This is a genomic window from Micromonospora sp. NPDC003776, assembly GCF_053605645.1.
In genome coordinates, this window is record NZ_JBSGJR010000038.1 from 1 (window position 1) to 23,606 (window position 23,606).

At 72.4% G+C, this 23,606-nt stretch carries 22 protein-coding genes; 9 read left to right on the top strand and 13 right to left on the bottom strand.

Going from position 1 to position 23,606, the window contains the following annotated elements; all coding sequences use genetic code 11:
- Positions 1-141: 141 nt before the first annotated feature.
- A complete protein-coding gene (locus tag ACWEVO_RS05930; protein ID WP_452306444.1) occupies positions 142-1,881 on the bottom strand; it encodes a bifunctional metallophosphatase/5'-nucleotidase in 1,740 nt (579 codons plus the stop codon).
- A gap of 283 nt (positions 1,882-2,164) precedes the next feature.
- Here ACWEVO_RS05930 and ACWEVO_RS05935 point away from each other — a divergent pair, with 283 nt between their 5' ends.
- A complete protein-coding gene (locus ACWEVO_RS05935) occupies positions 2,165-2,968 on the top strand; it encodes an alpha/beta fold hydrolase (protein WP_452306445.1) in 804 nt (267 codons plus the stop codon).
- Between the two features lie 63 nt (positions 2,969-3,031).
- On the opposite strand, the gene ACWEVO_RS05940 is transcribed toward ACWEVO_RS05935, so the two are convergent.
- Positions 3,032-3,481: a lamin tail domain-containing protein gene (locus ACWEVO_RS05940; protein ID WP_452306446.1), complete on the bottom strand. Its 450-nt coding sequence runs from the start codon at positions 3,479-3,481 to the stop codon at positions 3,032-3,034.
- 345 nt (positions 3,482-3,826) lie between these two features.
- Between ACWEVO_RS05940 and ACWEVO_RS05945 the strand changes: the two genes are divergently transcribed.
- Entirely contained in the window at positions 3,827-4,393 is a 567-nt protein-coding gene (locus ACWEVO_RS05945) for a hypothetical protein (RefSeq protein WP_452306447.1), read from the top strand.
- Positions 4,394-4,556: 163 nt separating this feature from the next.
- Here the strand turns inward: ACWEVO_RS05945 and ACWEVO_RS05950 are convergent, their stop codons facing one another.
- Both ACWEVO_RS05950 and ACWEVO_RS05955 read right to left on the bottom strand, forming a co-directional pair.
- Complete coding sequence (locus ACWEVO_RS05950) at positions 4,557-5,195, bottom strand: histone deacetylase (protein ID WP_452306448.1); 639 nt, start codon at positions 5,193-5,195, stop codon at positions 4,557-4,559.
- 4 nt (positions 5,196-5,199) lie between these two features.
- Positions 5,200-5,979: a phosphodiesterase gene (locus ACWEVO_RS05955; RefSeq protein WP_452306449.1), complete on the bottom strand. Its 780-nt coding sequence runs from the start codon at positions 5,977-5,979 to the stop codon at positions 5,200-5,202.
- A 173-nt stretch (positions 5,980-6,152) separates the two neighbouring features.
- Here ACWEVO_RS05955 and ACWEVO_RS05960 point away from each other — a divergent pair, with 173 nt between their 5' ends.
- Entirely contained in the window at positions 6,153-7,628 is a 1,476-nt protein-coding gene (locus ACWEVO_RS05960) for a diguanylate cyclase (protein ID WP_452306450.1), read from the top strand.
- A gap of 81 nt (positions 7,629-7,709) precedes the next feature.
- On the opposite strand, the gene ACWEVO_RS05965 is transcribed toward ACWEVO_RS05960, so the two are convergent.
- A complete protein-coding gene (locus ACWEVO_RS05965; RefSeq protein ID WP_452306451.1) occupies positions 7,710-8,771 on the bottom strand; it encodes an aspartate-semialdehyde dehydrogenase in 1,062 nt (353 codons plus the stop codon).
- Positions 8,772-8,775: 4 nt separating this feature from the next.
- The gene (locus ACWEVO_RS05970) at positions 8,776-10,041 is read right to left on the bottom strand and encodes an aspartate kinase (RefSeq protein ID WP_452306452.1); all 1,266 of its coding nucleotides are present in this window, start codon (positions 10,039-10,041) and stop codon (positions 8,776-8,778) included.
- A 249-nt stretch (positions 10,042-10,290) separates the two neighbouring features.
- On the opposite strand from ACWEVO_RS05970, the gene ACWEVO_RS05975 reads away from it, so the two are divergent.
- A complete protein-coding gene (locus tag ACWEVO_RS05975) occupies positions 10,291-11,073 on the top strand; it encodes a hypothetical protein (RefSeq protein WP_452306453.1) in 783 nt (260 codons plus the stop codon).
- Positions 11,074-11,158: 85 nt separating this feature from the next.
- On the top strand, positions 11,159-11,704 hold the full coding sequence (locus ACWEVO_RS05980) for a nitroreductase family protein (protein WP_452306454.1): 546 nt from the start codon (positions 11,159-11,161) through the stop codon (positions 11,702-11,704).
- A gap of 143 nt (positions 11,705-11,847) precedes the next feature.
- Here the strand turns inward: ACWEVO_RS05980 and ACWEVO_RS05985 are convergent, their stop codons facing one another.
- A complete protein-coding gene (locus ACWEVO_RS05985) occupies positions 11,848-12,834 on the bottom strand; it encodes an ArsR family transcriptional regulator (RefSeq protein WP_452306455.1) in 987 nt (328 codons plus the stop codon).
- A gap of 82 nt (positions 12,835-12,916) precedes the next feature.
- On the opposite strand from ACWEVO_RS05985, the gene ACWEVO_RS05990 reads away from it, so the two are divergent.
- Together ACWEVO_RS05990 and leuA are read left to right on the top strand one after the other, a co-directional pair.
- A complete protein-coding gene (locus ACWEVO_RS05990; RefSeq protein ID WP_452306456.1) occupies positions 12,917-14,194 on the top strand; it encodes an MFS transporter in 1,278 nt (425 codons plus the stop codon).
- Between the two features lie 236 nt (positions 14,195-14,430).
- The gene (gene leuA, locus ACWEVO_RS05995) at positions 14,431-16,182 is read left to right on the top strand and encodes a 2-isopropylmalate synthase (protein WP_452306457.1); all 1,752 of its coding nucleotides are present in this window, start codon (positions 14,431-14,433) and stop codon (positions 16,180-16,182) included.
- A gap of 91 nt (positions 16,183-16,273) precedes the next feature.
- Here the strand turns inward: leuA and ACWEVO_RS06000 are convergent, their stop codons facing one another.
- On the bottom strand, positions 16,274-16,474 hold the full coding sequence (locus tag ACWEVO_RS06000; protein WP_452306458.1) for a DUF1737 domain-containing protein: 201 nt from the start codon (positions 16,472-16,474) through the stop codon (positions 16,274-16,276).
- A 102-nt stretch (positions 16,475-16,576) separates the two neighbouring features.
- Positions 16,577-18,058, bottom strand: a complete 1,482-nt coding sequence (locus tag ACWEVO_RS06005) for an MFS transporter (protein WP_452306459.1) — start codon at positions 18,056-18,058, stop codon at positions 16,577-16,579.
- Positions 18,059-18,217: 159 nt separating this feature from the next.
- Here ACWEVO_RS06005 and ACWEVO_RS06010 point away from each other — a divergent pair, with 159 nt between their 5' ends.
- Both ACWEVO_RS06010 and ACWEVO_RS06015 read left to right on the top strand, forming a co-directional pair.
- A complete protein-coding gene (locus ACWEVO_RS06010; protein WP_452306465.1) occupies positions 18,218-18,826 on the top strand; it encodes an HNH endonuclease family protein in 609 nt (202 codons plus the stop codon).
- Positions 18,808-19,290: a hypothetical protein gene (locus tag ACWEVO_RS06015; protein ID WP_452306460.1), complete on the top strand. Its 483-nt coding sequence runs from the start codon at positions 18,808-18,810 to the stop codon at positions 19,288-19,290. The genes ACWEVO_RS06010 and ACWEVO_RS06015 overlap by 19 nt, the downstream gene beginning before the upstream one ends.
- 51 nt (positions 19,291-19,341) lie before the next feature.
- Here ACWEVO_RS06015 and ACWEVO_RS06020 read toward each other — a convergent pair whose 3' ends face one another.
- Genes ACWEVO_RS06020 through ACWEVO_RS06035 form a run of 4 tightly spaced genes read right to left on the bottom strand, consistent with a single transcriptional unit; the run spans position 19,342 to position 23,522 of the window.
- On the bottom strand, positions 19,342-20,442 hold the full coding sequence (locus tag ACWEVO_RS06020; RefSeq protein WP_452306461.1) for an ABC transporter ATP-binding protein: 1,101 nt from the start codon (positions 20,440-20,442) through the stop codon (positions 19,342-19,344).
- Entirely contained in the window at positions 20,439-21,425 is a 987-nt protein-coding gene (locus ACWEVO_RS06025) for an ABC transporter ATP-binding protein (protein ID WP_452306462.1), read from the bottom strand. The genes ACWEVO_RS06020 and ACWEVO_RS06025 overlap by 4 nt, the downstream gene beginning before the upstream one ends.
- A gap of 52 nt (positions 21,426-21,477) precedes the next feature.
- The gene (locus tag ACWEVO_RS06030; protein ID WP_452306463.1) at positions 21,478-22,518 is read right to left on the bottom strand and encodes an ABC transporter permease; all 1,041 of its coding nucleotides are present in this window, start codon (positions 22,516-22,518) and stop codon (positions 21,478-21,480) included.
- The gene (locus tag ACWEVO_RS06035; RefSeq protein WP_452306464.1) at positions 22,515-23,522 is read right to left on the bottom strand and encodes an ABC transporter permease; all 1,008 of its coding nucleotides are present in this window, start codon (positions 23,520-23,522) and stop codon (positions 22,515-22,517) included. Before ACWEVO_RS06035 ends, ACWEVO_RS06030 begins: the two co-directional genes overlap by 4 nt.
- Positions 23,523-23,606: the final 84 nt, after the last annotated feature.

The following is a 23,606-nucleotide window of genomic DNA, read 5'->3' on the forward strand; positions in this document are numbered from 1 at the left end:
TCCCCCAAACTCCGGTATGGGTTCTCTCCCCGGTCTTCTCGGCGCCACAACAACCCCGCCTTTCCCCCCCACATCGGCCCTGGATGTGCGGACGGGCCCCGGAGCGATCGCTCCGGGGCCCGTCGCCGTGCCGGGTCCGCGTCAGGCGGCGGGGACCTCGGCGGTGGTCTGGATCCGGTCCAGGGCCGGCGGCGAGACCGGCGACTTCTCGGTCAGGTACGCGGTGAAGGCGTCCAGGTCGATCATGCCGGTGACGGCGTTCGTGCCACCGGTGAGGACGCTGAAGCCGTCACCACCGCCGGAGAGGAAGTTGTTCACCGTGACCCGGTAGGTCCCGGTGTCGGTGACGGGGGCACCGTTGATGGTGAGGCTGCCCCGGACCACCCGGCTGCCGCTGCACGGCGCGCCGGCGGGCGCGGTGGTGCCGTTGGTGTCGACGACGTAGTGCACGGTCGAGGACGCGTACAGCACCCGGGCGACGGTGAACTGCTGCTCCAGCATGCAGTAGAGCTGGGCCCCGGTCAGGTCCAGGGTCACCAGGTTGTTGGCGAACGGCTGGACGGTGAACGCCTCGGCGTAGGTGACCGGGCCGGCGTCGACGTCGGCGCGGACACCACCGGGGTTCATGAACGCGGCGACCGCGTTCTGCTCGTTGTCCGTCGCGGCGAGCTGGGCGTCGGCGATCAGGTTGCCCAGCGGCGACTCACCGGTCTGGTAGACCGGCTTGCCGTTGACGTCGACCCCGGTCTGGTACAGGTTCTCCTGGGTCTTGGTGATCGCGGCGGTGGTCTCGCCGACCACCTTGTCGGCCACCGGGCCGAGGGCGGTCTTGTAGTGGTTGATCAGCTCGGTGCTGGCCGGGTCCTTGGGGACGTCCCGGGTGACCACGACGTTGTTCGCCTTGGCGCTGATCACGTCGCCGCTGCGCCGGTCGACCTGGAGGTCGATGTCGGTGACCAGGCGGCCGAAGGAGCTGGCGCTGGTGACCAGCTTGCCGTTGATGTTGCAGTTGTACGCGGCGTGGGTGTGCCCGCTGACGATCACGTCGATCGCCGGGTCCATCCGGTTGGCGATGTCGACGATCGGGCCGCTGAACCCGGTGCAGTCGTTGATGCCGCCGCCGTTCTGCACGCCACCCTCGTGGAGCAGCACGACGATGCTCTGCACGCCCTGGGCCTGCAGGATCTTGGCGTACTTGTTGGCGGTGTCCGCCTCGTCCGCGAAGGAGAGGCCGGCGACACCCTGCTGGCTGACGATCTGCGGGGTGCCCTCGAGGGTCATCCCGATGAAGCCGATCTTGACGCCGTCGATCTTCTTGATGCCGTACGGCGCCAGCAGCGGCTGGCCGGTGGCGGTCTTGAAGGCGTTGGCGGAGAGGTACTGGAACTTGGCGCCCTCGAACGGGGTGCCGTCGCCGCAGCCGTCCACCGGGTGGCAGCCGCCGTTCTGCATCCGCAGCAGCTCTGTGGCGCCCTCGTCGAACTCGTGGTTGCCGACGCTGGTGAACTCGAGCCCGGCGAGGTTCATCTCCTCGATGGTGGGCTCGTCGTGGAAGGCGGCGGAGAGCAGCGGGGAGGCGCCGATCAGGTCACCGGCGGCGACCGTGACGGTGTGCTCCTGCTCCTCCTCGGTGGCGCCACGCAGCTGCTTGAGCTGGGTGGCCAGGTATTCCGCGCCGCCCGCGGTCTGCCCGGCGATGGTGCCGCTGGAGCCGGTCGGCGGCTCCAGGTTGCCGTGGAAGTCGTTGATGGCGAGCAGCTTGACGTCGACCGGCTTCGGGCCGGCCTCGGCCTGGTTGGGGTTGACGGCGACCGCGGTGAACGCGGTCGCGGCGAGTGCGGCCAGGCCGACGGCGGCCCGACGCATCCCGGGGACGGACATGGAACTCCTCGTGGGTTCGGCGCGTGGCTGTCCGGGCGATGGTTCGTCCGGCGGCCATCGACGTGCCGTGACAGGGGTCGATCGCGGATGACGGCGGTCGGGGGGACGCCGCCTGCCGAAGCAAGCTTGCCACCTGACAAGCTGTCGGTCGACCAGGGCAGCTCACCTCAGCGACGGATACGGATGGCAACCTGCACCGGTACGTCCGACTAGTCCGACATGACGGGCGGGTGAATTCCTTCACGGGCCCCCGCTGTCACAGGTCTGGACTAGAAAAGTAGCCATGACGTCGAATGGGACCACCTGGACGGTGGACACGGTGCGGTCCGCCGACGGCACCGCGATCGCGTACGAGACGGCTGGCGAGGGGCCGCCGATCGTCCTGGTCGGTGGGGCGTTCAACGACCGGGGCACGGTCCGTCCGCTGGGTGCCGCGCTGGCCTCCGCTTTCACCGTGTACGGCTACGACCGGCGGGGCCGGGGCGACAGCGGCGACACCGGACCCTACGCGGTGCAGCGGGAGATCGAGGACGTGGCGGCCCTGATCGAGCGGGCGGGCGGCTCGGCCTACCTCTACGGCCTGTCGTCCGGGGCGATCCTGGCCGCGTACGCGGCCGCCGAGGGGCTCCCGGTCGCCGGGCTGGCGCTCTTCGAGCCGCCGTTCCAGGCCGGCCCGCACGGCGGCGCGAAGCCCGGGCTGGCCGACCGGTTGACCGAGCTGGTGTCGGCCGGCCGGCGCGGCGACGCGGTGGAGTTGTTCCTGACCGACGCGGTCGGGGTGCCGGCCGAGGCGGTGGCGGGGATGCGCGCCGCGCCGGAGTGGTCGTGGATGGAGGGGCTCGCCCACACTCTCGCGTACGACACCACGGTCACCGGCTACGGGGAGTTGCCGGTCGACCGGCTCAGCAGGATCACCGCGCCGACCGTGGTGGTCGACAGCACGGGCAGCCCGGAGTGGCTGCGCGACGCGGCGGCGGCGACCGCCCGGGCGGTTCCCGGCGCCACCCACGTCAGCCTGGCGGGCGGCTTCCACGAGGTGCCGCCGGAGACGCTGGCCCCGGCGCTGCGCGACGCCCTGCTCGGCTGAGCGCCACTCCGGCCGCGCCGCCGGCTCCCGGATCGGGGAGTCCGGCGGCGCGCCGCGCCGGGGTCAGCAGTAGGTGTAGCTGCCGCTGCTGCCCCAGGAGCAGGTGTCGATCGTCGTGCCGGCGGAGTTGCGCAGGTACGCCTTGTCGCCGGTGTTGTTCCAGATGTACGCGCCGGAGCCCCAGTACCGGTGCGTCGCGGTGTTGGTGCCCTTGCCGGTGTGGATGTAGACGCTGGCGCCGGCGGCCAGGCGGAAGTCGCCACCGAACTTGTAGACGTGGTTGGACTTGTCGCGCAGCGTCCAGTACTTCAGGTTGATGCTGGTGCTGCGCTTGTTGGTCAGGCGTACGTACTCGGCGTTCAGGCTCTTGTTGGAGCGGTCGTCGGTCCCGGGCGAGTTGTAGTAGACCTTGGTGATCTGGACGGCCGGCGTGGCCGCCTGGGCCGGCGCGGCGACGGCCAGCGTCCCGCAGACCGCGACCGCGGCCCCGAAGCCGATCAACCTCTGCTTCACAGGATCCCCCACTTCATGTCGGCCGGCGGACGGGTGCCGGCACGTTCATGTCATCGGGAACCTTGACCCCTGACAACCTCTGACCCGGCAAATACATCCCTCGGCCGCCGGATCGCACCCGAAAGTCGATCATGATGCGCCGATCCGCCAGGAAAGGCGCGCTGTCCGATATCGATAGTCCAGCCGAGCATGCGGTGGTTCCGCGCCGGCCGGCCGGCCGACGGGCCGGACCGATGGCCACGGCTGTCCGGAATGGATCGAAAGTGAGAATCTTTATTTGGTTTGCTGGGCTTTCGTCGGGTACCGGGGCAGCGCAAGGGCAACCCCAGTGGAAGGAAGAACTTCATGCGCTCAGCACGTCTCCGCACCACCTTCGTCGCCCTGGCCGCGAGTGCGGGCCTGGTCCTCAGCGGTACGGGTGTGGCGCAGGCCGCTCCGGTGACGCAGCAGGCGTCGGCCGTCGCACCGACGGCCTCCACGGTCAGCACCCCGGTCACCGGTAGCTTCACCGACGCGCTCGGCGGCATCGGCAGCTTCACCGGCACCTTCACCCCGACCCGGTTCATCAACCAGAACGGCCAGCTGGCCGCGGTCGGCACGCTCACCGGCACCATGACCAACTCCGCGGGCACCTCGCTCGGGGCCGTTACCCAGCAGGTCACTACGCCGGTCCAGGCGAGCGGCACCTGCGACATCCTCAACCTGGACCTCGGGCCGCTGGACCTCAATCTGCTCGGTCTCCAGGTCCACCTGAACGAGGTGGTCCTCGACATCACGGCGCAGCAGGGCCCGGGCAACCTGCTCGGCAACCTGCTCTGCGCGGTCGCCGGCCTGCTCGACAACACGGGCGGCGCCGGTGGCGCCCTGAACGGGCTGGTCGCCCTGCTCAACCGGATCCTGGGCGCACTCTGATCCAGCGGTAGCCGGAGCTGAGGGCGGAGGCCGTCGGGAATCCTTTCCGGCGGCCTCCGTCGCGTATCGCGGGTCGGCCGAGGCGAGAAGTCCACCGAGCAGCAGGGCCGGCTGCTCGAAAGCCACCCGGTGGAGCGGCCAGGCCGCATCGCCGCCGGACCCCTCACCCCCGCCGGGCGGCGAGGACGCCCGACACCAGTGCGCGGAGTGCCACCGGCGCCCACCGCCCGGCGACGCCGGGCCGGTCGGCCAGGTAGGCGGTGATCCGCCCGGCGTCCCAGCCGTGCGCCTCGCCCAGCCCCCGGGCCAGCATGCCCAGGTAGGCCGGCGCCGGCGCGGTCCACTCCACGTCGGACGCCCGCACCGGAGCGGTGAAGGTGAGCATCGGCAGGCCCTCGCGCGCACCGACCCGGAGCAGGGTCTCGTAGCGGCCCGGGCCCAGGACCGCCCGGCCGGTCTCCGCCGCCGCGCGGACCAGGCCGAGGTCCGCGCCGGGTGGCCGGTACATCTCCTGCGCGGCGATGTCGGCGAACTGCTCGACCGTCACCAGGTAGCCGCGGACCGCCGCCCGCCCCGGCAGCTCCGGGTCGTAGAAGGCCATCCCGCCGGTCCAGGCCTGCGACTCCCCGGCGAAGTAGACACCGCCGGGGATCAGCGCCGGGACGTCCCGGCCGGGTGGTCGGCAGTCCCGGCAGCCCGGGTACGTCCGCAGCCCGCCGGGCGGGCGGCCCCCGGCGAGGTAGTGGCGCAGCCGCCCGGCGTGCAGGTTCGAGCCGTACGCGACGTACCAGAGCCGGTCCATCCGGTCAGAACCAGCAGGTCCGTCCGGCGGCATGGCTGACCTGGACGGTGTGCGTCACACAGCCGCCCTCGACCACCTGGTGCAGCAGGAAGGCGGTCGGCTCGGCCACCATCCAGATCTCCGGGTCGTCGGTCATAGTCAGGCTCACCTGCATCCAGGTGCTCGGTGCGGTGGTCAGCACCGTGCCGGCGAAGTTGCTGGTAACCGGCCGGTGCAGGTGGCCGGCGGCCACCCGTACGACATGGGGGTGGCGGCCGATCACGGCGGCGAACGCGTCGGCGTCGGTGAGCCGGATGGCGTCCATGGCCGGAATGCCGACCGCGACCGGCGGGTGGTGCAGGCACACGACGGCGGGCACGTCGGGCCGGCCGGCGAGCACCCCGTCGAGCCAGCGGAGCTGCTCCTCGCCGAGCCGGCCGGCGGCGTCGCCCGGCAGGAGGGAGTCGAGCACCACCACCGTCGCCGCCGGGTGGTCGACGTGGTAGTGGGCCGAGAAGCCACCGCCCAGGTAGGGCGTGCCGCCGAAGGCGTCGAGCAGCGACTCCCGGTCGTCGTGGTTGCCGGCGACCAGGTGCACCGGCAGCGGGAACCGCCCGATGGCGTCGCGGAGCGCGGCGTACTCGTCCGGACGACCGTTGTCGGCAAGGTCACCCGTGATCACCACGCAGTCGGGGCGGGGACGCAGGGCGAGCACCCGACCGAGCGCCCGGTGCAGCCCGGTGGCCTGCTCGGCCGCGCGTGGACCGGTGGTCACGTGCGGGTCGCTGAGCTGGGCGATGAGCATAGACGCCTCCTCGGACCGGGACCCTCACGCTATCGCCGACCGGGCCCACCGCGCGGCCCGGCCGCACCCACAGGCCATGTCCACAGCCTGTGGATAGCACATGTGTACGAAGGTCGGCGGACCCTCCGCTGAGTACCCTTGATCGCGCCCACCCCCCTTTGACCAGGAACGACGTGGATCACGAGCGAGTCGTCCGAGACGTCACGGTCCGCCTGCCGATGGCGTCGACCGCGCTGGAGGCGTGCCAGTGGACGGCCGCCGCGCTGGCCCGGTACACCCCCGCGACCATCTCGATCCTGCTCCAGGTCCACGGCCGGCTCCGCTGCGTCGCGGCCACCGGAGCCTGGCAGGTCTTCGCCACGGTCCCGCTGATGACCGGCGCCGACCACTCCGGTTGGGCGCATCCGACGCCGCGCCACGACCTGGAGCGGTCGATCGTCGGCCGGGTCTACGCCTCCGGCGAGCCGGCCGTCGTCGCCGACGTCGCCGCCGACCCCGACTACCTCCCGGTCCGCCCGGACGTCACCGCCGAGATCTGCGTACCGGTGCTGGACCCGGCCGGGCGCCCGATCGGCGTGCTCGACCTGCAGTGGAGCGACCCGGTCGAGCTGGAGCGGTGGCGGGAGACGGCGGAGCGGCTGGCCGGCCGGCTGGGCGCGCGGATCGTCGCGCTCGGTGGCCCGCCGGCGGAGAGCCGCAGCGAGAAGCTGCTCCGGCACGCCGCCGCGATGACCGCCGCCCCCACCGATTGGGACCTGATGGCCGCCGCCATCGCCGCCGCCCGGGACGTCTCCGGGCTCTCCACGGCCGTGCTGCTGCTGGCCGGTCGGCGCGGGCCCCGGCTCGGCGCACCCACCGGCACCCCGGGTGAGCTGGAGTCGCGGATCCGGGCCGAGCTGACCGAGGCCGGACCCACCGCGCTCGGCCGCATGCTGGCCCGGGCGCACCGGAACGGCGCCGCGTACACCCTGGGCGAGGCGGGGCACCCGCCGACCGAGGACTACCTGCCGCTCGCGTCGGCGGGGGCGCGCACCCTGGTGGCGGTGCCGGTCGGGCCGCCGGACGGCGGCGGGCTCCTGCTGGTCGCCGACGAGCGGCTGCTGCGGCCCGATCCGACCACCGTCAACCTGATGGAGCTGCTCGCCGGCCAGGCCTGGACCTGCCTCGACCGGCTGCGTACGCTCGCCCGGCTGCGCGAGCAGGCCAGCTCCGACCCGCTCACCGGGCTGCGGCACACCGGGCCGTTCGGCCAGCGGATCGCCAGCGCCACCCCGGGGCGTACCGCCCTGCTGGCGATCGACGTGGACGGGTTCAAGAACGTCAACGACACGTACGGCCACCAGGCCGGGGACCGGCTGCTGGTCGGGCTCGCCCGGGCGCTCGAGGGGGCGCTGCGGCAGGGCGACGAGCTGTACCGGACCGGGGGCGACGAGTTCGTCGCGGTGATCGAGGTGAACCGCCCGGAGGAGGCGGTCCGGATCGCCGAGCGGTTGACCGAGGCGGCCCGGCGTACCGGCCGCACGATCAGCGTCGGCGTCGCCCTCCCCCGCCCCGGCGAGTCCCCGGAACGCACCCTCAGCCGGGCCGACCAGGCCCTCTACGCCGTCAAACGCCAGGGCCGCGACGGCGTCCACCTCGCCGCCGCCTGACCCACGCGATCATGGAGTTGTGGCACTGAGCAAAGGCCGCAGGATGGGCATTCGAGGCGCCACAACTCCAAGATCGGCGCGCTAGGGGCGGGTGAGTTCCTCGGCGAGGAGTTCGGCGATCTGGGCGGTGTTCAGGGCGGCGCCCTTGCGGAGGTTGTCGCCGGTGACGAAGAGGTCGAGGGCTCTCGGGTCGTCGACGGCGCGGCGGATCCGGCCGACCCAGGAGGGGTCGGTGCCGACCGCGTCGATCGGCATCGGGAACTCGCCCGCGGCCGGATCGTCGACCAGGATCACGCCGGGCGCGTTGCGCAGCGCCTCGCGGGCGCCCTCGGCGTCCACCTCGGTGGCGAAGACCGCGTGCACCGCGACCGAGTGCCCGGTCACCACCGGCACCCGTACGCAGGTGGCGGAGACCTTCAGGTCGGGCAGTCCGAGGATCTTGCGCGATTCGTTGCGCATCTTCAGCTCCTCGGACGACCAGCCGCCGTCGCCGAGCGAGCCGGCCCAGGGCACCACGTTGAGCGCCAGCGGCGCCGGGAACGGGCCCAGCTCGTCCCCGACCGCCTGCCGCACGTCACCCGCCCGGGAGCCGAGCACCCGGTCCCCGGCGATCTTGCTGAGCTGGGCGTGCAACGCGTCCGCACCGGCCTGCCCCGCCCCGGACGCCGCCTGGTAGGAGGCGAGCACCAGCTCACGGAGGCCGTACTCCCGGTGCAGCGGGGCGATGGCCACGATCATTGCCAGGGTGGTGCAGTTGGCGTTGGCGATGATCCCCTTGGGACGGTTACGCACCTGCTCCGGGTTGATCTCGGGAACCACCAGCGGCACGTCCCGGTCCATCCGGTACGCGCCGGAGTTGTCCACCACCACCGCGCCGCGGGACACCGCCACCGGCGCCCACTCCACGGAGACCTCGTCCGGGACGTCGAACATCGCCACGTCGACCCCGTCGAACGCGTCCGCGGTCAGGGCCTGGACGGTCAACTCCTCGCCCCGGCACTGCACCCGACGACCGGCCGAGCGCTCGGAGGCGAGCAGCCGGATCTCCCCCCACACGTTGCGCCGGGCGGAGAGCAGCTGGCACATCACCGTGCCGACGGCACCGGTCGCCCCGACCACGGCAAGGGTGGGCAGCGACGACATCCGGCTACCGCCCGGTGCCCGCGTAGACCACGGCCTCGGTGTCGCCGCCCAGGTCAAAGGCGTCGTGGATGGCGCGGACCGCCTTGTCCAGGTCGGTGTCCCGGCAGACCACCGAGACCCGGATCTCGGACGTGGAGATCATCTCGATGTTGACCCCGGCCGCGCCGAGGGCCGCGAAGAAGCCGGCCGCGACGCCCGGGTGCGAGCGCATGCCGGCCCCGATCAGCGACACCTTGCCGACGTGGTCGTCGTAGAGCAGGCCCTTGAACTTGACCGACTCCTGGATCTTGCTGAGCGCCGCCATGCCGGTCGCGCCGTCGGTCTTGGGCAGCGTGAACGAGATGTCCGTGCGGCCGGTGCCCTCGGTGGACACGTTCTGCACGATCATGTCGATGTTGATCTCGGCACCGGCCACGGTGTCGAAGATCTTCGCGGCGGCACCCGGCTCGTCGGGCACGCCGACAATGGTGATCTTCGCTTCGCTGCGGTCGTGGGCGACCCCGGTGATCAGTGCCTGTTCCACGGGAAGGTCCTCCATCGATCCGGTGACCATGGTGCCGGTGTTGGTCGAGTATGACGAACGGACGTGGATCGGCAACCCCGCGCGCCGGGCGTACTCGACGCTGCGCAGGTGCAGCACCTTGGCGCCGCAGGCGGCCAGCTCCAGCATCTCCTCGTAGGTGATGTTCTTGATGTGCCGGGCGTTCGGCACGATCCGCGGGTCGGCGGTGAACACGCCGTCCACGTCGGTGTAGATCTCGCAGACGTCGGCGTCGAGCGCGGCGGCGAGCGCCACGGCGGTGGTGTCCGACCCGCCCCGGCCCAGCGTGGTGACGTCCTTGGTGTCCTGCGAGACGCCCTGGAAACCGGCCACGATGACCACCGCGCCCTCGTCCAGCGCGCCCTTGAGACGGCCCGGCGTGACGTCGATGATCCGCGCCTTGCCGTGCACCGAGGTGGTGATCACGCCGGCCTGCGAGCCGGTGAACGAGCGGGCCTCGTACCCCAGGTTGTGGATGGCCATGGCGAGCAGCGCCATGGAGATCCGCTCCCCGGCGGTGAGCAGCATGTCCAGCTCCCGGCCGGGCGGCAGCGGGCTGACCTGGTTGGCCAGGTCCAGCAGCTCGTCGGTGGTGTCCCCCATCGCGGAGACCACCACGACCACGTCGTCGCCGGCCTTGCGGGCGGCCACGATGCGCTCGGCCACCCGCTTGATCCGCTCGGCGTTGGCGACGGAGGACCCGCCGTACTTCTGCACCACGAGTGCCACGACGGTGCACTCCCTCCCAGCGACGACCCTGAGCGTGCCGACGCCGCCGGCTTCCGGTCCGGCGGCGCGTGTCAGACCACCCCAGGGTATCGGGCGGGCCACGAGGCCGGGTCGGGTGATCCCACCATCCGGCCCGGCGTGGGGCGGCTCACCAGGGGCGGACACCGCGGCCACGGAGACCGCGACACGCCGGCACGGGCAGCCGTACGGCGGACCCCCGGACCCGGGCGCGCACCGGAGAATGTCCCGGTGCACGCTCACCTTCGCGCGGGCCGGCGACTGACCGGCGTCCTGGCGTTCAGCCTGTCGGCGCTCCTCTCCGCCTGCACCGCCGACCCGCCGACGCCGGCCCCGACGAGCACCACCGACCCGGCCCCGGCCGATGTCGACGCCGCTCGCGACGAACTCGCCGCGCTGGCCGCCGCCGCCCAGGACCGGCACCTGACCGCCGCGTACACCTTCGCCACCGGGGACGGCCCGGACCGGACGATCACGGTGACCAGCGCGAACGACGGCACCTGGCGGGTGGACGTGCCCGGTTGGGGGCGGGGCGGCACGGTGGACGTCTCGCTCGCCGCGACCGCCGACGGGCTGTTCCAGTGCGCGCTCCCCTCGGCCGGGCACTCGGCGCCGCCGAGCTGCGTACGCCTCGGCGACCAGGACGACAGCGTCCCGCGGAGGCTGGATCCCCGGGTGCAGCACCCGTTCACCGACTGGCTGGAGGTGCTCACCGACCGCCGGGCCCCGCTGGCGGTCTCGCCCGCCGAGCCGCCGGCCGGGGCGACCGGCCAGTGCTATTCGGTCGATTCGACCTCGGCCTCGCTCAACGCTCCGCTGGACGTCGGCATCTACTGCTACCGGCCGGACGGCACCCCGAGCGCGGTCCGGGCCGCGTTCGGCACGCTCCGGCTCGCCGGCGAGCCGGGGCCGGCGCCGGCCACCGTGCAGCTGGCCGGGCCGGTCACCGAGGACGACCCGGTGGGGCGGGAGGCCCCGACGCCCGCCGACAGCCCGAGCGCGGGAACGCCCTGACCGGCATGTCCGTTACGGGTGCTCTTAGCCACATCTGCCGAGGGCGCTTTTCGGGCAAAGAACACCATGAGGGATGCTTCACCTCATGGCCGACCTCACACCGCTGCTCGCCTTCCGCTGGAGTCCTCGAGCCTTCGATCCCGACGCGGAACTCACCGGCGACGAGGCCGCTTCGCTGCTGGAGGCCGCCCGCTGGGCCCCCTCGGCCGGGAACGCGCAGCCGTGGCGGTTCGCCCTCGGGCACCGGCAGGACGAGACCTGGAAGCGGATCCTGGTCACCCTTCCCGAGGCCGACCAGTGCTGGGCGCGACACGCCGCCGCCCTGGTGCTCGGCGCGTACACCGACGCGGGTGCCGGCGGCGGGAGTGTCGAACGGGCCACGTACGACCTGGGCCAGGCGGTCGCCCACCTGACCGTGCAGGCCACCGCGCTCGGGCTGCACGTTCGCCAGCTCACCCGGTTCGACCGGGCCGGCCTGGCCACCGAACTGGACCTGCCGGCCGGGATCCGGCCCTTGGTGGTGGCCGCGGTCGGCCGGCTCGGCGACCCGCTCGCCCTGCCACCGGACCTGCGTACCCGGGAGACCGCCCTGCGCCGCCGTCACCCCCTCGCCGCCCTCATCCTCCCCTGACCGGGTGGCCGGGTCAGCCGCGCCCCACCGGCCCGCCCGCGCCCGCCGAGCCGGCGTTGATCGACTCGGGAAGCGGCAGATCGGTGGCTCCCGCCGCCGGGACACCCCGCCTTGCCGCAACCCGCCGGCAGCCGGGAGGCCGGTCAGGTGCCGCGGGCGGCGCGGAGCAGGGAGGCGCCCACCTCGGTGTTGCGGTAGCGCACGTGCCGGCCCTCCCGGGACCGGTCGACCAGCCCGGCGGCGTGCAGGGCGGAGAGGTGCTGCGAGACGTTCCCGGCGGACATCCCGGTGAGTCGGGCCAGGTCGGTGGTGGTCGTCGCCGTGTCGAGCAGGTGCAGCAACGCCGCCCGGCCAGCGCCCACCACCCGCACCAGCGGGTCACCGGGCAGGGCCGGGGCTCGCTCCCAGAGCGTCCCCACCGCGCGAACCGGGTACGCCCCGGCCGGCAACGAGTCCTCCAGCAGGTTCCACAACACCCGCCGATCGGTGAACACCCCTGGGTTCAGCGCCAGCCCACGGCCGCCGAGGTCGAAGTCCCGCTCGAACGGGTCGTCGCTGACCACCCGGTCGCCGAGCCAGCGCAGGCTGGGATGGAGCTGCGCGAAGAGCTGGCCGGCGCCGCCCTCGGCGAGCTGGGCGGCGCGGTACGCCACGTCGGCGTCGAGCAGCGCGCGCATCCGTGGCCAGTCCGGGGCGATCGCCTCGTCGTACCAGACCCGGACCGCGTCGACGAGCTGTGGCAGCAGCCCGCGGGGATCGGCGAGCAGCGCCCGCCCGAACGGACTCAGCGGCGCGCTCGGGGTGGTCGCCAGCAGATCCTTGACCACCACGTCCGCCGGCGTCGCGGCGATCTGGTCGAGCTGCTCGGCCATCTCCAGGTCCGGCCGGGCCGCCGGGGTGAGGAAATCGGGCAGCCAGCGGCGCGGCCGGGTCAGCTCCACCAGCGGCCGGACCCGGTCGGCCACCTCCGGGCGACGCAGGGTCACCCGGGCCCGGTCGCTCCAGGGCAGGTGCACGGAGTAACGGACCGGGTCGGCCAGCGCCCACATGCTCATGACCGTCTCGTTGGCCGGTGAGACGGCGAACCGGAGTCCCGCAACGTCGGCCAGGCTGAACCGCAACTCGGACACGCGCACCCCCGGACGCAGGATTCGGCCCAGCCTAAAAGGCTCGACCGATCCGTGGGGGGGGGGCGCGGTTCACTCACCCGCCATGGGGACCAGGGACACCATCCGCACCGCCGTCCGGCACGTCGTACCGCCGGCCGGGCTGACCCGCGCCCTCGCCGTGCAGGCCATGGTGTACGCCGTCGGCCACGGCCTGTTCCAGGCCGGGAGCGCCGTCTTCTTCACCCGGGCGCTGGGGCTCAGCCCGGCCCAGGTGGGCTTCGGCCTCTCGGTCGCGGCCGGGGTGTCCCTGCTCGGCACCGTCCCGCTCGGCGGGCTCACCGACCGGTTCGGGGCTCAACGGGTCTGGGTGACCGGGCAGCTGGTCCAGGCCGCGCTCTTCGCCGCGTACCCGCTGGTGGGCAGGTTCCCCGGCTTCCTCGCCGTGGTGGTCGCGCTGGCCCTGGTCGACGCGGCCGGCGGCACGGCCCGGCAGGTCTACTCGATCAACGCGCTGCCCCCAGAGGAGCGGGTCACCGCCATGGCGTACCAGCGCTCGCTGCTGAACGTCGGGTTCGGGCTGGGCGCGGTGATCAGCGGCCTGGTGCTGGCGGTGGACACGATCACCGCCTACCGGGGGATGGCCTGGTTCATCGCGGGGGTGTTCCTGGTGACGGCGATCTTCGTACGCCGGCTGCCCCGGCTGCCGGAGGTGACCCGGCCGACCGAGCCGATGAGCCGGCTCACCGTGCTCCGGGACCGCCCGTTCATGGCGGTGTCCCTGCTCTCCGGGCTGCTCACCGCGCACCAGACGCTCTACCTGACGGTCATGCCGCTCTGGATCCTCACCCACACCGACGCCCCGAAGACGCTGATCGCCGCGCTGGTGCTGTTCAACACGGTCCTGATCGTGCTGCTCCAGGTACGCGCCAGCCGGGGCGCCGACACCGCGCCGGGCGCCGCCCGGGCGTCCCGCCGGGGGGCCCTGCTGATCGCCCTGTTCTGCCTGGTGGTGCCCGTCTCCCGGGCAACCCACGGCACGGTCACGGTGGTGGTGCTGGTGGCCGCCGCGACGCTGCTCATCGTGGCCGAACTGGTCGAGTCGGCGGGCACCTGGGGGCTCACCGCCACCCTGCCGCCGGCCGCCCAGCGCGGCGCGTACGTGGGGGCGTTCCGGCTCGGCTCGCAGGTGCAGTTCCTGATCGCCCCGGCGGGACTGACCGCGCTCGGAGTGACCACCGGCGGCTGGGGCTGGTACCCGACGGCGGCGATCTTCGTGCTGGTCGGACTGGCGATCGTGCCCGCGGTGGCCTGGGCCGGGCGCACGCCCCGGCTCGGCGAGGCGCGATCCGAGGGCGAACCGGCAGTGACGCCGGTCCCATAGTCCGGACCCGCCTTCCCACTCCCGGTCCCACCACGTAGGGTGACCCTGTCATGTGGCGGGCGTTCCTTCTCCTTGGCTGCCGCGACGAGGCCTGACCGGCCGGCACCTCGTCGCGGAGTTGAACCGCGCCGTCCAGCACATCCGAACTTCCTCTCGGCACCCGGCACCGTCGCCGGGCAGCTACGCCGACACCTTCCGATCTGCTGACGCCACATGTTCCCAGGGAGCACTCTGAGATGGCTCAACCTGTCACCGACGCTGAGACCGATCCGATCGCCCGGCAGCGCCCCAGCCGGATGCCGTTCCACCGTTACCTGCCGTACGACCAGCAGTTCCGGGTTGACCTGCCGGACCGCGCCTGGCCGACCCGTCGGGTCGAGGCCGCACCCCGCTGGTGCGCCGTGGACCTGCGCGACGGCAACCAGGCGCTGATCGACCCGATGTCCCCGGAGCGCAAGCGCCGGATGTTCCAACTGCTCGTGCAGATGGGCTACAAGGAGATCGAGGTCGGCTTCCCCTCGGCCAGCCAGACCGACTACGACTTCGTCCGGCAGCTGATCGAGCAGGACCTCATCCCGGAGGACGTCACCATCCAGGTGCTGACCCAGTGCCGGGAGCACCTGATAGACCGGACCTTCGAGTCGCTGCGCGGCGCCCGCCGGGCCATCGTGCACTTCTACAACTCCACCTCGACGCTCCAGCGCCGGGTGGTCTTCGGCCTGGACCGGGACGGCATCACCGACATCGCCACCCAGGGCGCCCGGCTCTGCCAGAAGTACGCGGAGATCCACACCCCGGACACCGACATCCACTACGAGTACTCGCCGGAGTCGTACACCGGCACCGAGCTGGAGTACGCGCTGGAGGTCTGCACCAAGGTCATCGAGGTGGTCGACCCGACCCCGGACCGCAAGCTGATCGTCAACCTGCCGGCCACCGTCGAGATGGCCATGCCGAACGTGTACGCCGACTCGATCGAGTGGATGCACCGGCACCTGCCTCGGCGGGACAGCCTGGTGCTGAGCCTGCATCCGCATAACGACCGGGGCACCGGCGTGGCCGCCGCCGAGCTGGGCGTGCTGGCCGGCGCCGACCGGATCGAGGGCTGCCTGTTCGGCAACGGCGAGCGCACCGGCAACGTCGACCTGGTCACCCTGGGACTGAACCTGTTCTCCCAGGGCATCGACCCGATGATCGACTTCTCGAACATCGACGAGGTCCGGCGCGCCGTCGAGTACTGCAACCAGCTGCCGGTGCACGAGCGGCACCCGTACGCCGGCGACCTGGTCTACACCGCCTTCTCCGGCTCGCACCAGGACGCGATCAAGAAGGGCTTCGACGCCCTGCACGCCGACGCCGCGGCGGCCGGCGTGCCGGTGGACGAGTTCACCTGGGCCGTGCCCTACCTGCCGATCGACCCCAAGGACCTGGGCCGCACCTACGAGGCGGTCATCCGGGTCAACTCGCAGTCCGGCAAGGGCGGCGTCGCGTACATCATGAAGAGCGAGCACCAGCTCGACCTGCCGCGCCGGCTCCAGATCGAGTTCTCCGGCGTGGTCCAGCAGGTCACCGACCACGACGGCGGCGAGGTCGAGCCGGACACCATGTGGGAGATCTTCGCCCGCAACTACCTGGTCGACCACCAGGTCGACCCGGCGGTCACCCTGGCCGGTTACGCCATCGGCACCGCCGACGGCAAGGTGGAGATCGAGGCCCGGGTGGGCGTCGGCGGCGAGGTCCGCCCGCTGACCGCGGTCGGCAACGGCCCGATCGACGCGTACGTCGGCGCGCTGCAGTCCGTGGGCGTGGCGGTACGGGTGCTCGACTACCACGAGCACGCGCTCTCCTCGGGCGGCGACGCGCAGGCCGCCGCGTACGTGGAGTGCGAGGTGGACGGCCGCACCGTCTGGGGCGTCGGCGTCGACGCCAACATCGTCACCGCCTCCATCAAGGCGGTCACCAGCGCCGTCAACCGCGCCCGCAGCTGACGTGCAAGGAAGGGCCCCCTGTTAACGCCTCGTGCATAACAGGGGGCCCTTCTTAACGCCCGACCCGCCGGGCGGACCGAGCCCCGGGCCCTCAGGCGGGAAGGAACCTCGGCGTCACGTCGTCCAGGACGACCGCCTGGGCCACGATCACCCGCTGACCGTCGAACGTGATCGCCGGCGAGCCGTGCAGCCGGTAGCCCTCGGCCAGCGCCGCGCTGACCCGCCGGCAGAACTCCGCGTCGTCGGGCCCGGTGAGCAGGCGATACCGGAGCCGGTCGTCATGGTCACTCATCGGGCGACCGTAGCAACCCATCCTGCCTTCCTTCGCTCCGCAGCCGGCTGCGTGTTAAAAGGGGCCCCTCCTCTACCGGAGGCGTTAAGAAGGTGCCCTTCCTTACCGCTCGTCCGGCGGCGTCGACGCGGGCAGGGACGGGCAGGGCTGTGACGGGGGCGCCTTTCGCTCGGGGCGGTGGATCAGCAGGCCGGCCATCGCGGCCCCGGCCAGCAGCAGCCCGGCGCACCAGAGCAGCGCGCCGCGGAACGCGCCGGTCAGCGCGGCCCGCTGCTCGTACCCGGTGCCGGAGAGGCCGACCAGCAGGGGCAGCGCGGCCACCGCCAGCAGGCCACCGGCCCGGGAGGCGGCGTTGTTGAAGCCGCTGGCCACCCCGGCGAACCGGTCGGCCACCGCGGCCAGCACCGAGGCGGTGAGCGGCGCTACCACCAGGGTCAGGCCCGCCCCGAACAGGGCCACGCCGGGTAGCACGTCCGTCCAGTACGACGCGCCCGGCCCGACCCGCCGCAGCAGCAGCAGGCCGACCGCGGCGAGCACCGGGCCGACGGTGAGCGGCAGCCGCGGCCCGATCCGGGCCGACAGCGCTCCGGCGCGGGCCGAGCCGACCAGCAGCAGCAGCGTCATCGGCACGGTGGCCAGGCCGGTGAGCAGCGCCGACCAGCCCACCACGTTCTGCAGGTAGACGGCGAGGAAGAAGGTGAACCCGCCGAGCGCCGCGTAGACCACCACGGTGAAGACGTTCAGCACCGAGAAGAGCCGGCTGGAGAAGAGCGTGGTGGGAAGCATCGCGCGGTCCCCACGCCGCCGCTCGACCAGCACGAAGGCCAGCACGGCGAGCACTCCGACCAGCACCGCCGCCAGCACCACCGGGGAGCCGACGCCGTGGGCCGGGGCGTCGATCAGGGCGTACGTGACGCCGCCCAGCCCCAGCGCGCCGAGCAGCGCCCCGGCGATGTCGAACCGCCGGCCCGCCCCGGCACGCGAGGCGGCCACGTCCCGACTCTCCGGGACCCAGCGCAACGCGGCGAGCACCACGGCCACCGCCAGCGGCAGGTTGATGAAGAAGATCCACCGCCAGGAGAGAGCGTCGATCAGCCAGCCACCGAGCAGCGGGCCGAGCGCGGTGGAGACTCCGGAGAGCCCGGACCAGGTGCCGATCGCCTTGCCCCGGTCGTCCGGATGGAAGCTGGCCTGGAGCACGGAGAGCGAACCGGGGGTGAGCAGCGCACCGCCGGCGCCCTGCAGGAAGCGGGCCGCGATCAGCCAGGAGGTGCCCTGCGACAGCCCGCAGAGCAGGGACGCTCCCGCGAACCACGCCACCCCGAGGAGAAAGATCCGGCGCCGGCCGAACCGGTCGCCGAGCGCACCTCCGAGCAGGACGAACGCGGCCAGCACGAGCAGGTAGCCGTTCACCGTCCACTGGAGATCTGCCACGTTGGCACCGAGTTCCCGGCCGAGCCGGGGCAGCGCCACGTTGACCACGGTGCTGTCCAGGAAGACCATCCCGGAGGCGAGGATCGCGGCGAGCAGGGTGCCCCGCCCGGCGGCGGTGCCCGTCCGGAGGGCGGATGCGGGTGCGGTCATGGAAGAACACTCTGCCCGCGCTCCACTTCCGACGCCACGAATCACGGAAACCGCCGCCGGGTACTGTGCGGACTCGCCGGGAGCCCGCAAGCTAAAGAGGTGTCGTCTGTGCGTACGAGATCAGGAGCCCGTGCCGGGTCGGCGGCCGTGCTCACCGCGATGGTGGCCCTCGGCGCGGCCGGGTGCGTGCCGGTGGCCGACGGGCCGGACACGCCGCCGAGTGCCGCGGGGAACGTCAACCAGCAACTCGGGGAGCTGACCGTCGCGGCCGCCGGGTCGATGAAGGGCTACAGCCGGTCCCGCTTCCCGCACTGGCGGGACACCGGCAAGAACTGCGACGTACGGGACAGCGTGCTGCAACGGGACGGGGAGAGCATCAAGCTCTCCGGCTGCAACGTGGTGGGCGGCCGCTGGGAGAGCCCGTACGACGGGTTGGTGCTGACCGATCCGGCGGACGTGGACATCGACCACGTGGTTCCGCTGGCCAACGCCTGGCGCTCCGGGGCCGACGAGTGGGACGACTCGAAGCGGGGTGACTTCGCCAACGACCTGACCCGACCGCAGCTGGTGGCGGTTTCCCTCCGTTCCAACCGGGCAAAGGGTGACCAGGATCCGTCCCAGTGGAAGCCGGCGAACAAGGGGTACTGGTGCCGGTACGCGGCGGACTGGGTGACGGTCAAGCACTACTGGCGGTTGACGGTGACCAGTGCCGAGAAGGCCGCCCTGACGGACATGTTGGAGGGCTGCACATGGGCGAGCAAGCCGTGACCGGAGTGACGCCGGGGCCGGGACAGACACCGGACACCGCGGGCGGGGACGCGGCGGCCGGCGGTGGCGGGACGGCGACCGGTCCGACCTCGGCCGGCATGACCGCCGACGGCGCGTCGCCGGCCCCTGCGGACGTGTCCGGGGCCGGCATGTCCGCCGACGCCACCCCGCCGGCCGCACCGGCCGCACCGGGCGCGCCGGCCGCGACCGGCGGGCCGCAGCAGCGGACCACCGACGTCACGGCCGGTCCGGGCGGGGTGATGACGGACGAGGCCGGTGTGGTGACCGGCGAGCTGACCCTGCGCACGGAGTGGGCGGACGGCCAGGTCACCCTGCGGGTGCAGTACAAGGACGCCGACGAGTGGTATGCGGTGACCGGCGGCCGGGCGGCGCTGACCGACCCGTCCGGGTTGGACGCCGTGCACAGCATCGCGGTCGCCCTGCTCAACCGCCCCGAGGGCTGAGACGCGACGAGGCCCCCTTCCCCGGCTGGGGAAGGGGGCCTCGTGCCGTGCTCACGGGGTCGGGATCAGCTCACCGGTGTCGCCGGGCGCCGCGCCGTCGTCCGGCCGGACCAGCTCCGGCTCCACCTCGTGCGGCCGGATCCGGCCCGCCGCGATGTCCTCGGCGTAGTGGCAGGCCACCCGGTGGCCGTCGAGCACCTCACGCAGCGCCGGCCGCTCGTTTGCGCAGCGCTTCGGCTGGGCCCACGGGCAGCGGGTGTGGAACCGGCACCCGGCCGGCGGGTTCGTCGGCGAGGGCAGGTCGCCCGCGAGCAGGATGCGCTCGCGGCGGTCCTCCACCTGCGGGTCCGGCACCGGCACGGCCGACATCAGCGCCCTGGTGTACGGGTGCATCGGTTCCCGGTAGAGGTCGTCGCTGGACGCCTCCTCCACCAGGCCGCCCAGGTACATCACGCCGACCGTGTCCGCGATGTGCCGGACCACCGCCAGGTCGTGCGCGATGATCAAATACGTCAGGCCGAGCTCGTTCTGGATGTCCTCCAGCAGGTTGAGCACCTGGGCCTGGATGGACACGTCCAGCGCGGAGACCGGCTCGTCGGCGACGATGAGGTCCGGGTCGAGCACCAGCGCCCGGGCGATGCCGATGCGCTGCCGCTGGCCGCCGGAGAACTCGTGCGGGTACTTGCTCAGCGCCGAGGCGGGCAGGCCGACCGCCGCGAGGGTGTCCCGGAGCTTCTTGGCGGTGGCCGCCTTGTCCTTGGCCAGGCCGTGCGCCTTGAGCCCCTCGACCAGCAGCGATTCGACCGACTGCCGGGGGTCCAGGCTGGACAGCGGGTCCTGGAAGATCATCTGCATCCGGCGGCGGGCCTTGCGCATCGCCTCGCCCTTGAGCGAGCGGACGTCGGTGCCGTCGAAGACGATCTCGCCGTCGGTCGGCTCGACCAGCCGCAGCAGGCCCCGCCCGAGGGTGGACTTGCCGCAGCCCGACTCGCCCACCAGCCCGTACGTCTCGCCCTTGTTGATCGACAGGGAGACGCCGTCGACGGCGTAGACGTAGCCGACCGTGCGGTCGACGAGCACGCCGCTCTTGATCGGGAAGTGGACCTTGACGTCGCGCAGTTCGACCAGTGGTCCGGTCCGCTCCTCGGTCACGGGACCGCCACCTCCTCGGTTACGGGGTTGTTGCAGCGCAGGTCGCCGCCGGTCGCGGTGGGTTCGAGCGGAGGCGGGCCCTCCAGGCAGGCGTCCACCACGTTGTCGCACCGGGGCGCGAAGGCGCACCCCTCGGCCCACGGGATGTTGTCCGCCACCGAGCCACGGATGGCGTGCAGCCGCTCGCCGCGGGGCGAGTCCAGCCGCGGCACCGAGTTAAGCAGCCCGTGGGTGTACGGGTGCCGCGGCCGGGCGAACAGCTCGTGCCGGGCGGCCCGCTCGACGACCTTGCCGCCGTAGAGCACGTTGACCGTGTCGCAGAGCCCGGCCACCACGCCCAGGTCGTGCGTGATCATGATGAGCGCGGTGCCGGTCTCGTCAACGAGCTGCTTGAGCAGGGTGAGGATCTGCGCCTGGATGGTCACGTCCAGCGCGGTGGTCGGCTCGTCCGCGATCAGCAGCCGCGGCTTGCAGGCCAGCGCGATGGCGATCAGCGCGCGCTGCCGCATGCCGCCGGAGATCTGGTGCGGGTACTCCTTCAGCCGCCGGTTCGGGTCCGGGATGCCGACCGCGTCGAGCAGTTCCCGGGCCTCCTTCAGCGCCGCCTTGCGGTCCATGCCCCGGTGCCGCTCGAGCACCTCGGCCACCTGAACGCCGATCGGGACGACCGGGTTCAGCGAGGAGAGCGGGTCCTGGAAGATCATGCCGATGTCCCGGCCACGCCGGTCCCGCATGTCGTCGGGGCGCAGCTGGAGCAGGTCGGCGCCGTCGAACATCACCTGGCCGCTGACCTTGTTGCCCCGCCGGGGCAGCAGGCCCATGATCGCCAGGCTGGTCACGCTCTTGCCGCAGCCGGACTCGCCGACCAGGCCGACGGTCTGTCCCGGCTCCACGCTGAAGCTGACCTGGTCGACCGCGGTGAACGGCCGCTCACCGCGGCGCTGGAACACCACGCTCAGGTCGCGTACGTCGAGCAGGCTCATCGGGTCACTTCCTCTCGCCGGCAGCAGCCGGACGTGCTGGTCCGCATCGCCGTCACCGCCGGTTCTTCGGGTCGATCGCCTCGCGCATGCCCTCACCCAGCAGGGTGAAGCCGAGCGCGACCACGATGATCGCGATGGCCGGGTAGTAGGCCAGTTCCGGCCGGACCTCGAAGTAGCGCTGGCCGTCCACACCGAGCATCAGGCCCCACTCTGCCCGGTTGATGTCCGGGTCCCCGAGACCGAGGAAGGAGAGCGACGCGGCCTCCAGGATCGCGGTGGAGAGCGTCAGCGTGGCCTGCACGATCACCGCGGTCATCGCGTTGGGCAGCATGTGGCGCAGCACGATGCTGCGCTGCTTCACGCCGAGCGCCCGGGCGGCCAGCACGTGGTCGCTCTCCCGTTGCGCCAGCATCGAGCCGCGCAGCAGCCGGGCGAAGATCGGCACGTTGACGATGGCCACCGCGAAGATGACCGTCCACTGGCTCGACCGGCTGGCCATGGCCACCAGGCTGATCGCCAGCAGCAGGGCCGGCAGCGCCAGCATGACGTCGGTGAACCGCATCAGGACGTTGTCGATCCAGCCGCCGAAGGCGCCGGCCAGCGCGCCGATCAGCACGCCGAGGGCCAGGCCGATCATGGTGGCCACCACGCCGACGAAGAGGGTCTGCCGGCTGCCGTAGATCATCCGGGAGAGGAAGTCCCGGCCGAGCGGGTCGGAGCCGAGGGGGAAGTCGCTGCTGGCGCCGGGGATGTTGTCGACCGTCAGGTTCTTGGTCAGCTCGTCGAAGCGCTGCGCCGGGTCGTGCGGCGCGAGCAGCGGTGCGAAGATCGCCACCAGGATGAAGAGGCCGACGATGACCGCACCGAAGATGGCCACCGGGTTGCGCCGTAGCCGGCGGAACGCGTCCCGGATCAGGCTCACGCCGCCCTTGTCGACGCCGGCCTGCGCCAGCGCGTCCAGCCGGGCGCGCTTCCGCTCGCCGAGCCGGGCGAACGCGCTCGGCGACACGCCCTCGGGCTTCTCCTCGACGGCGGACGGGTCCACGCCGTCGCGCTCGGCGCCCACGGTGGGGCGGGTGATCGGATCACTCATCGCACACGCACCCTCGGGTCGATGAAGGCGTAGGAGAGGTCGACCAGGAGGTTGACCACCACGAAGACCAGCGCGGCCAGCAGGATCAGCGCCTGGAGCACGGGGTAGTCACGGCCGCCGCTGATCGAGTCGGTGATCAACGTCCCCAGGCCGCCCCAGTTGTAGACCTTCTCGGTGAGCACCGCGCCGGAGAGCAGCGCGCCGGTCTGCAGGCCGATGGTGGTCACCACGGGCAGCAGGGCGTTGCGCAGGATGTGCCGGCCCCGGATGGTCTTGTGCCGCAGGCCCTTCGCCTCGGCGGTGCGGACGTAGTCCTCGTTGAGCACGTCCAGCACGCTGGCCCGGGTGATCCGGACGATCACGGCGAGCGGGATGGTGGCCAGCGTGAACGCCGGCAGGATCAGATGCCAGAGCGCGTCGCCGGTGGCGTCGAACTCCCGGGTGAGCAGGCCGTCGAGGACGAAGAACCCGGTCACGTCCGTGTTGTCCACCCCGGTGCTGATCCGCCCGGAGGGCGGGAACCAGTGGATGTTCTGGGTGAAGACGTCCTTGAGCAGGTAGCCCAGGAAGAAGATCGGGATCGAGATGCCGAGCAGGGTGCCGGCGATGCTGAGGTTGTCCAGCAGCCGGCCGCGGTGCCGGGCGGCGAGGTAACCGAGCGGCACGCCGAGCCCGACCGCGATGATCATGGCGGCCACGGCCAGCTCGATGGTGGCCGGGAAGGCCCGGCCGATCACCTCGGTGACCGGGTCGCCGGTCCGGATGGAGTTGCCGAAGTCGCCGGTGAGGACCCGCTGCATGAACTTGGCGTACTGCACCAGGATCGGCTGGTCGTAGCCGAGCGCCTTGATCAGCAGGGCCCGGCTCGCCGGGGTGGCCCGCTCACCGAGCAGCGCCTCGATCGGGCCGCCGGGCAGGTTCCGCAGCCAGATGAAGATGAGCGCGGACAGCGCTATCAGGGTCACCACCAGTTGCAGCAGGCGGCGGACTATCACTCGCAACATCTCTCACACACCAGACTCTCGGTAGCTGCGGAATCGGCCCGGATGGGACGAGATCGCTGCGAAGACCGGCGAGCAGACCGTGCT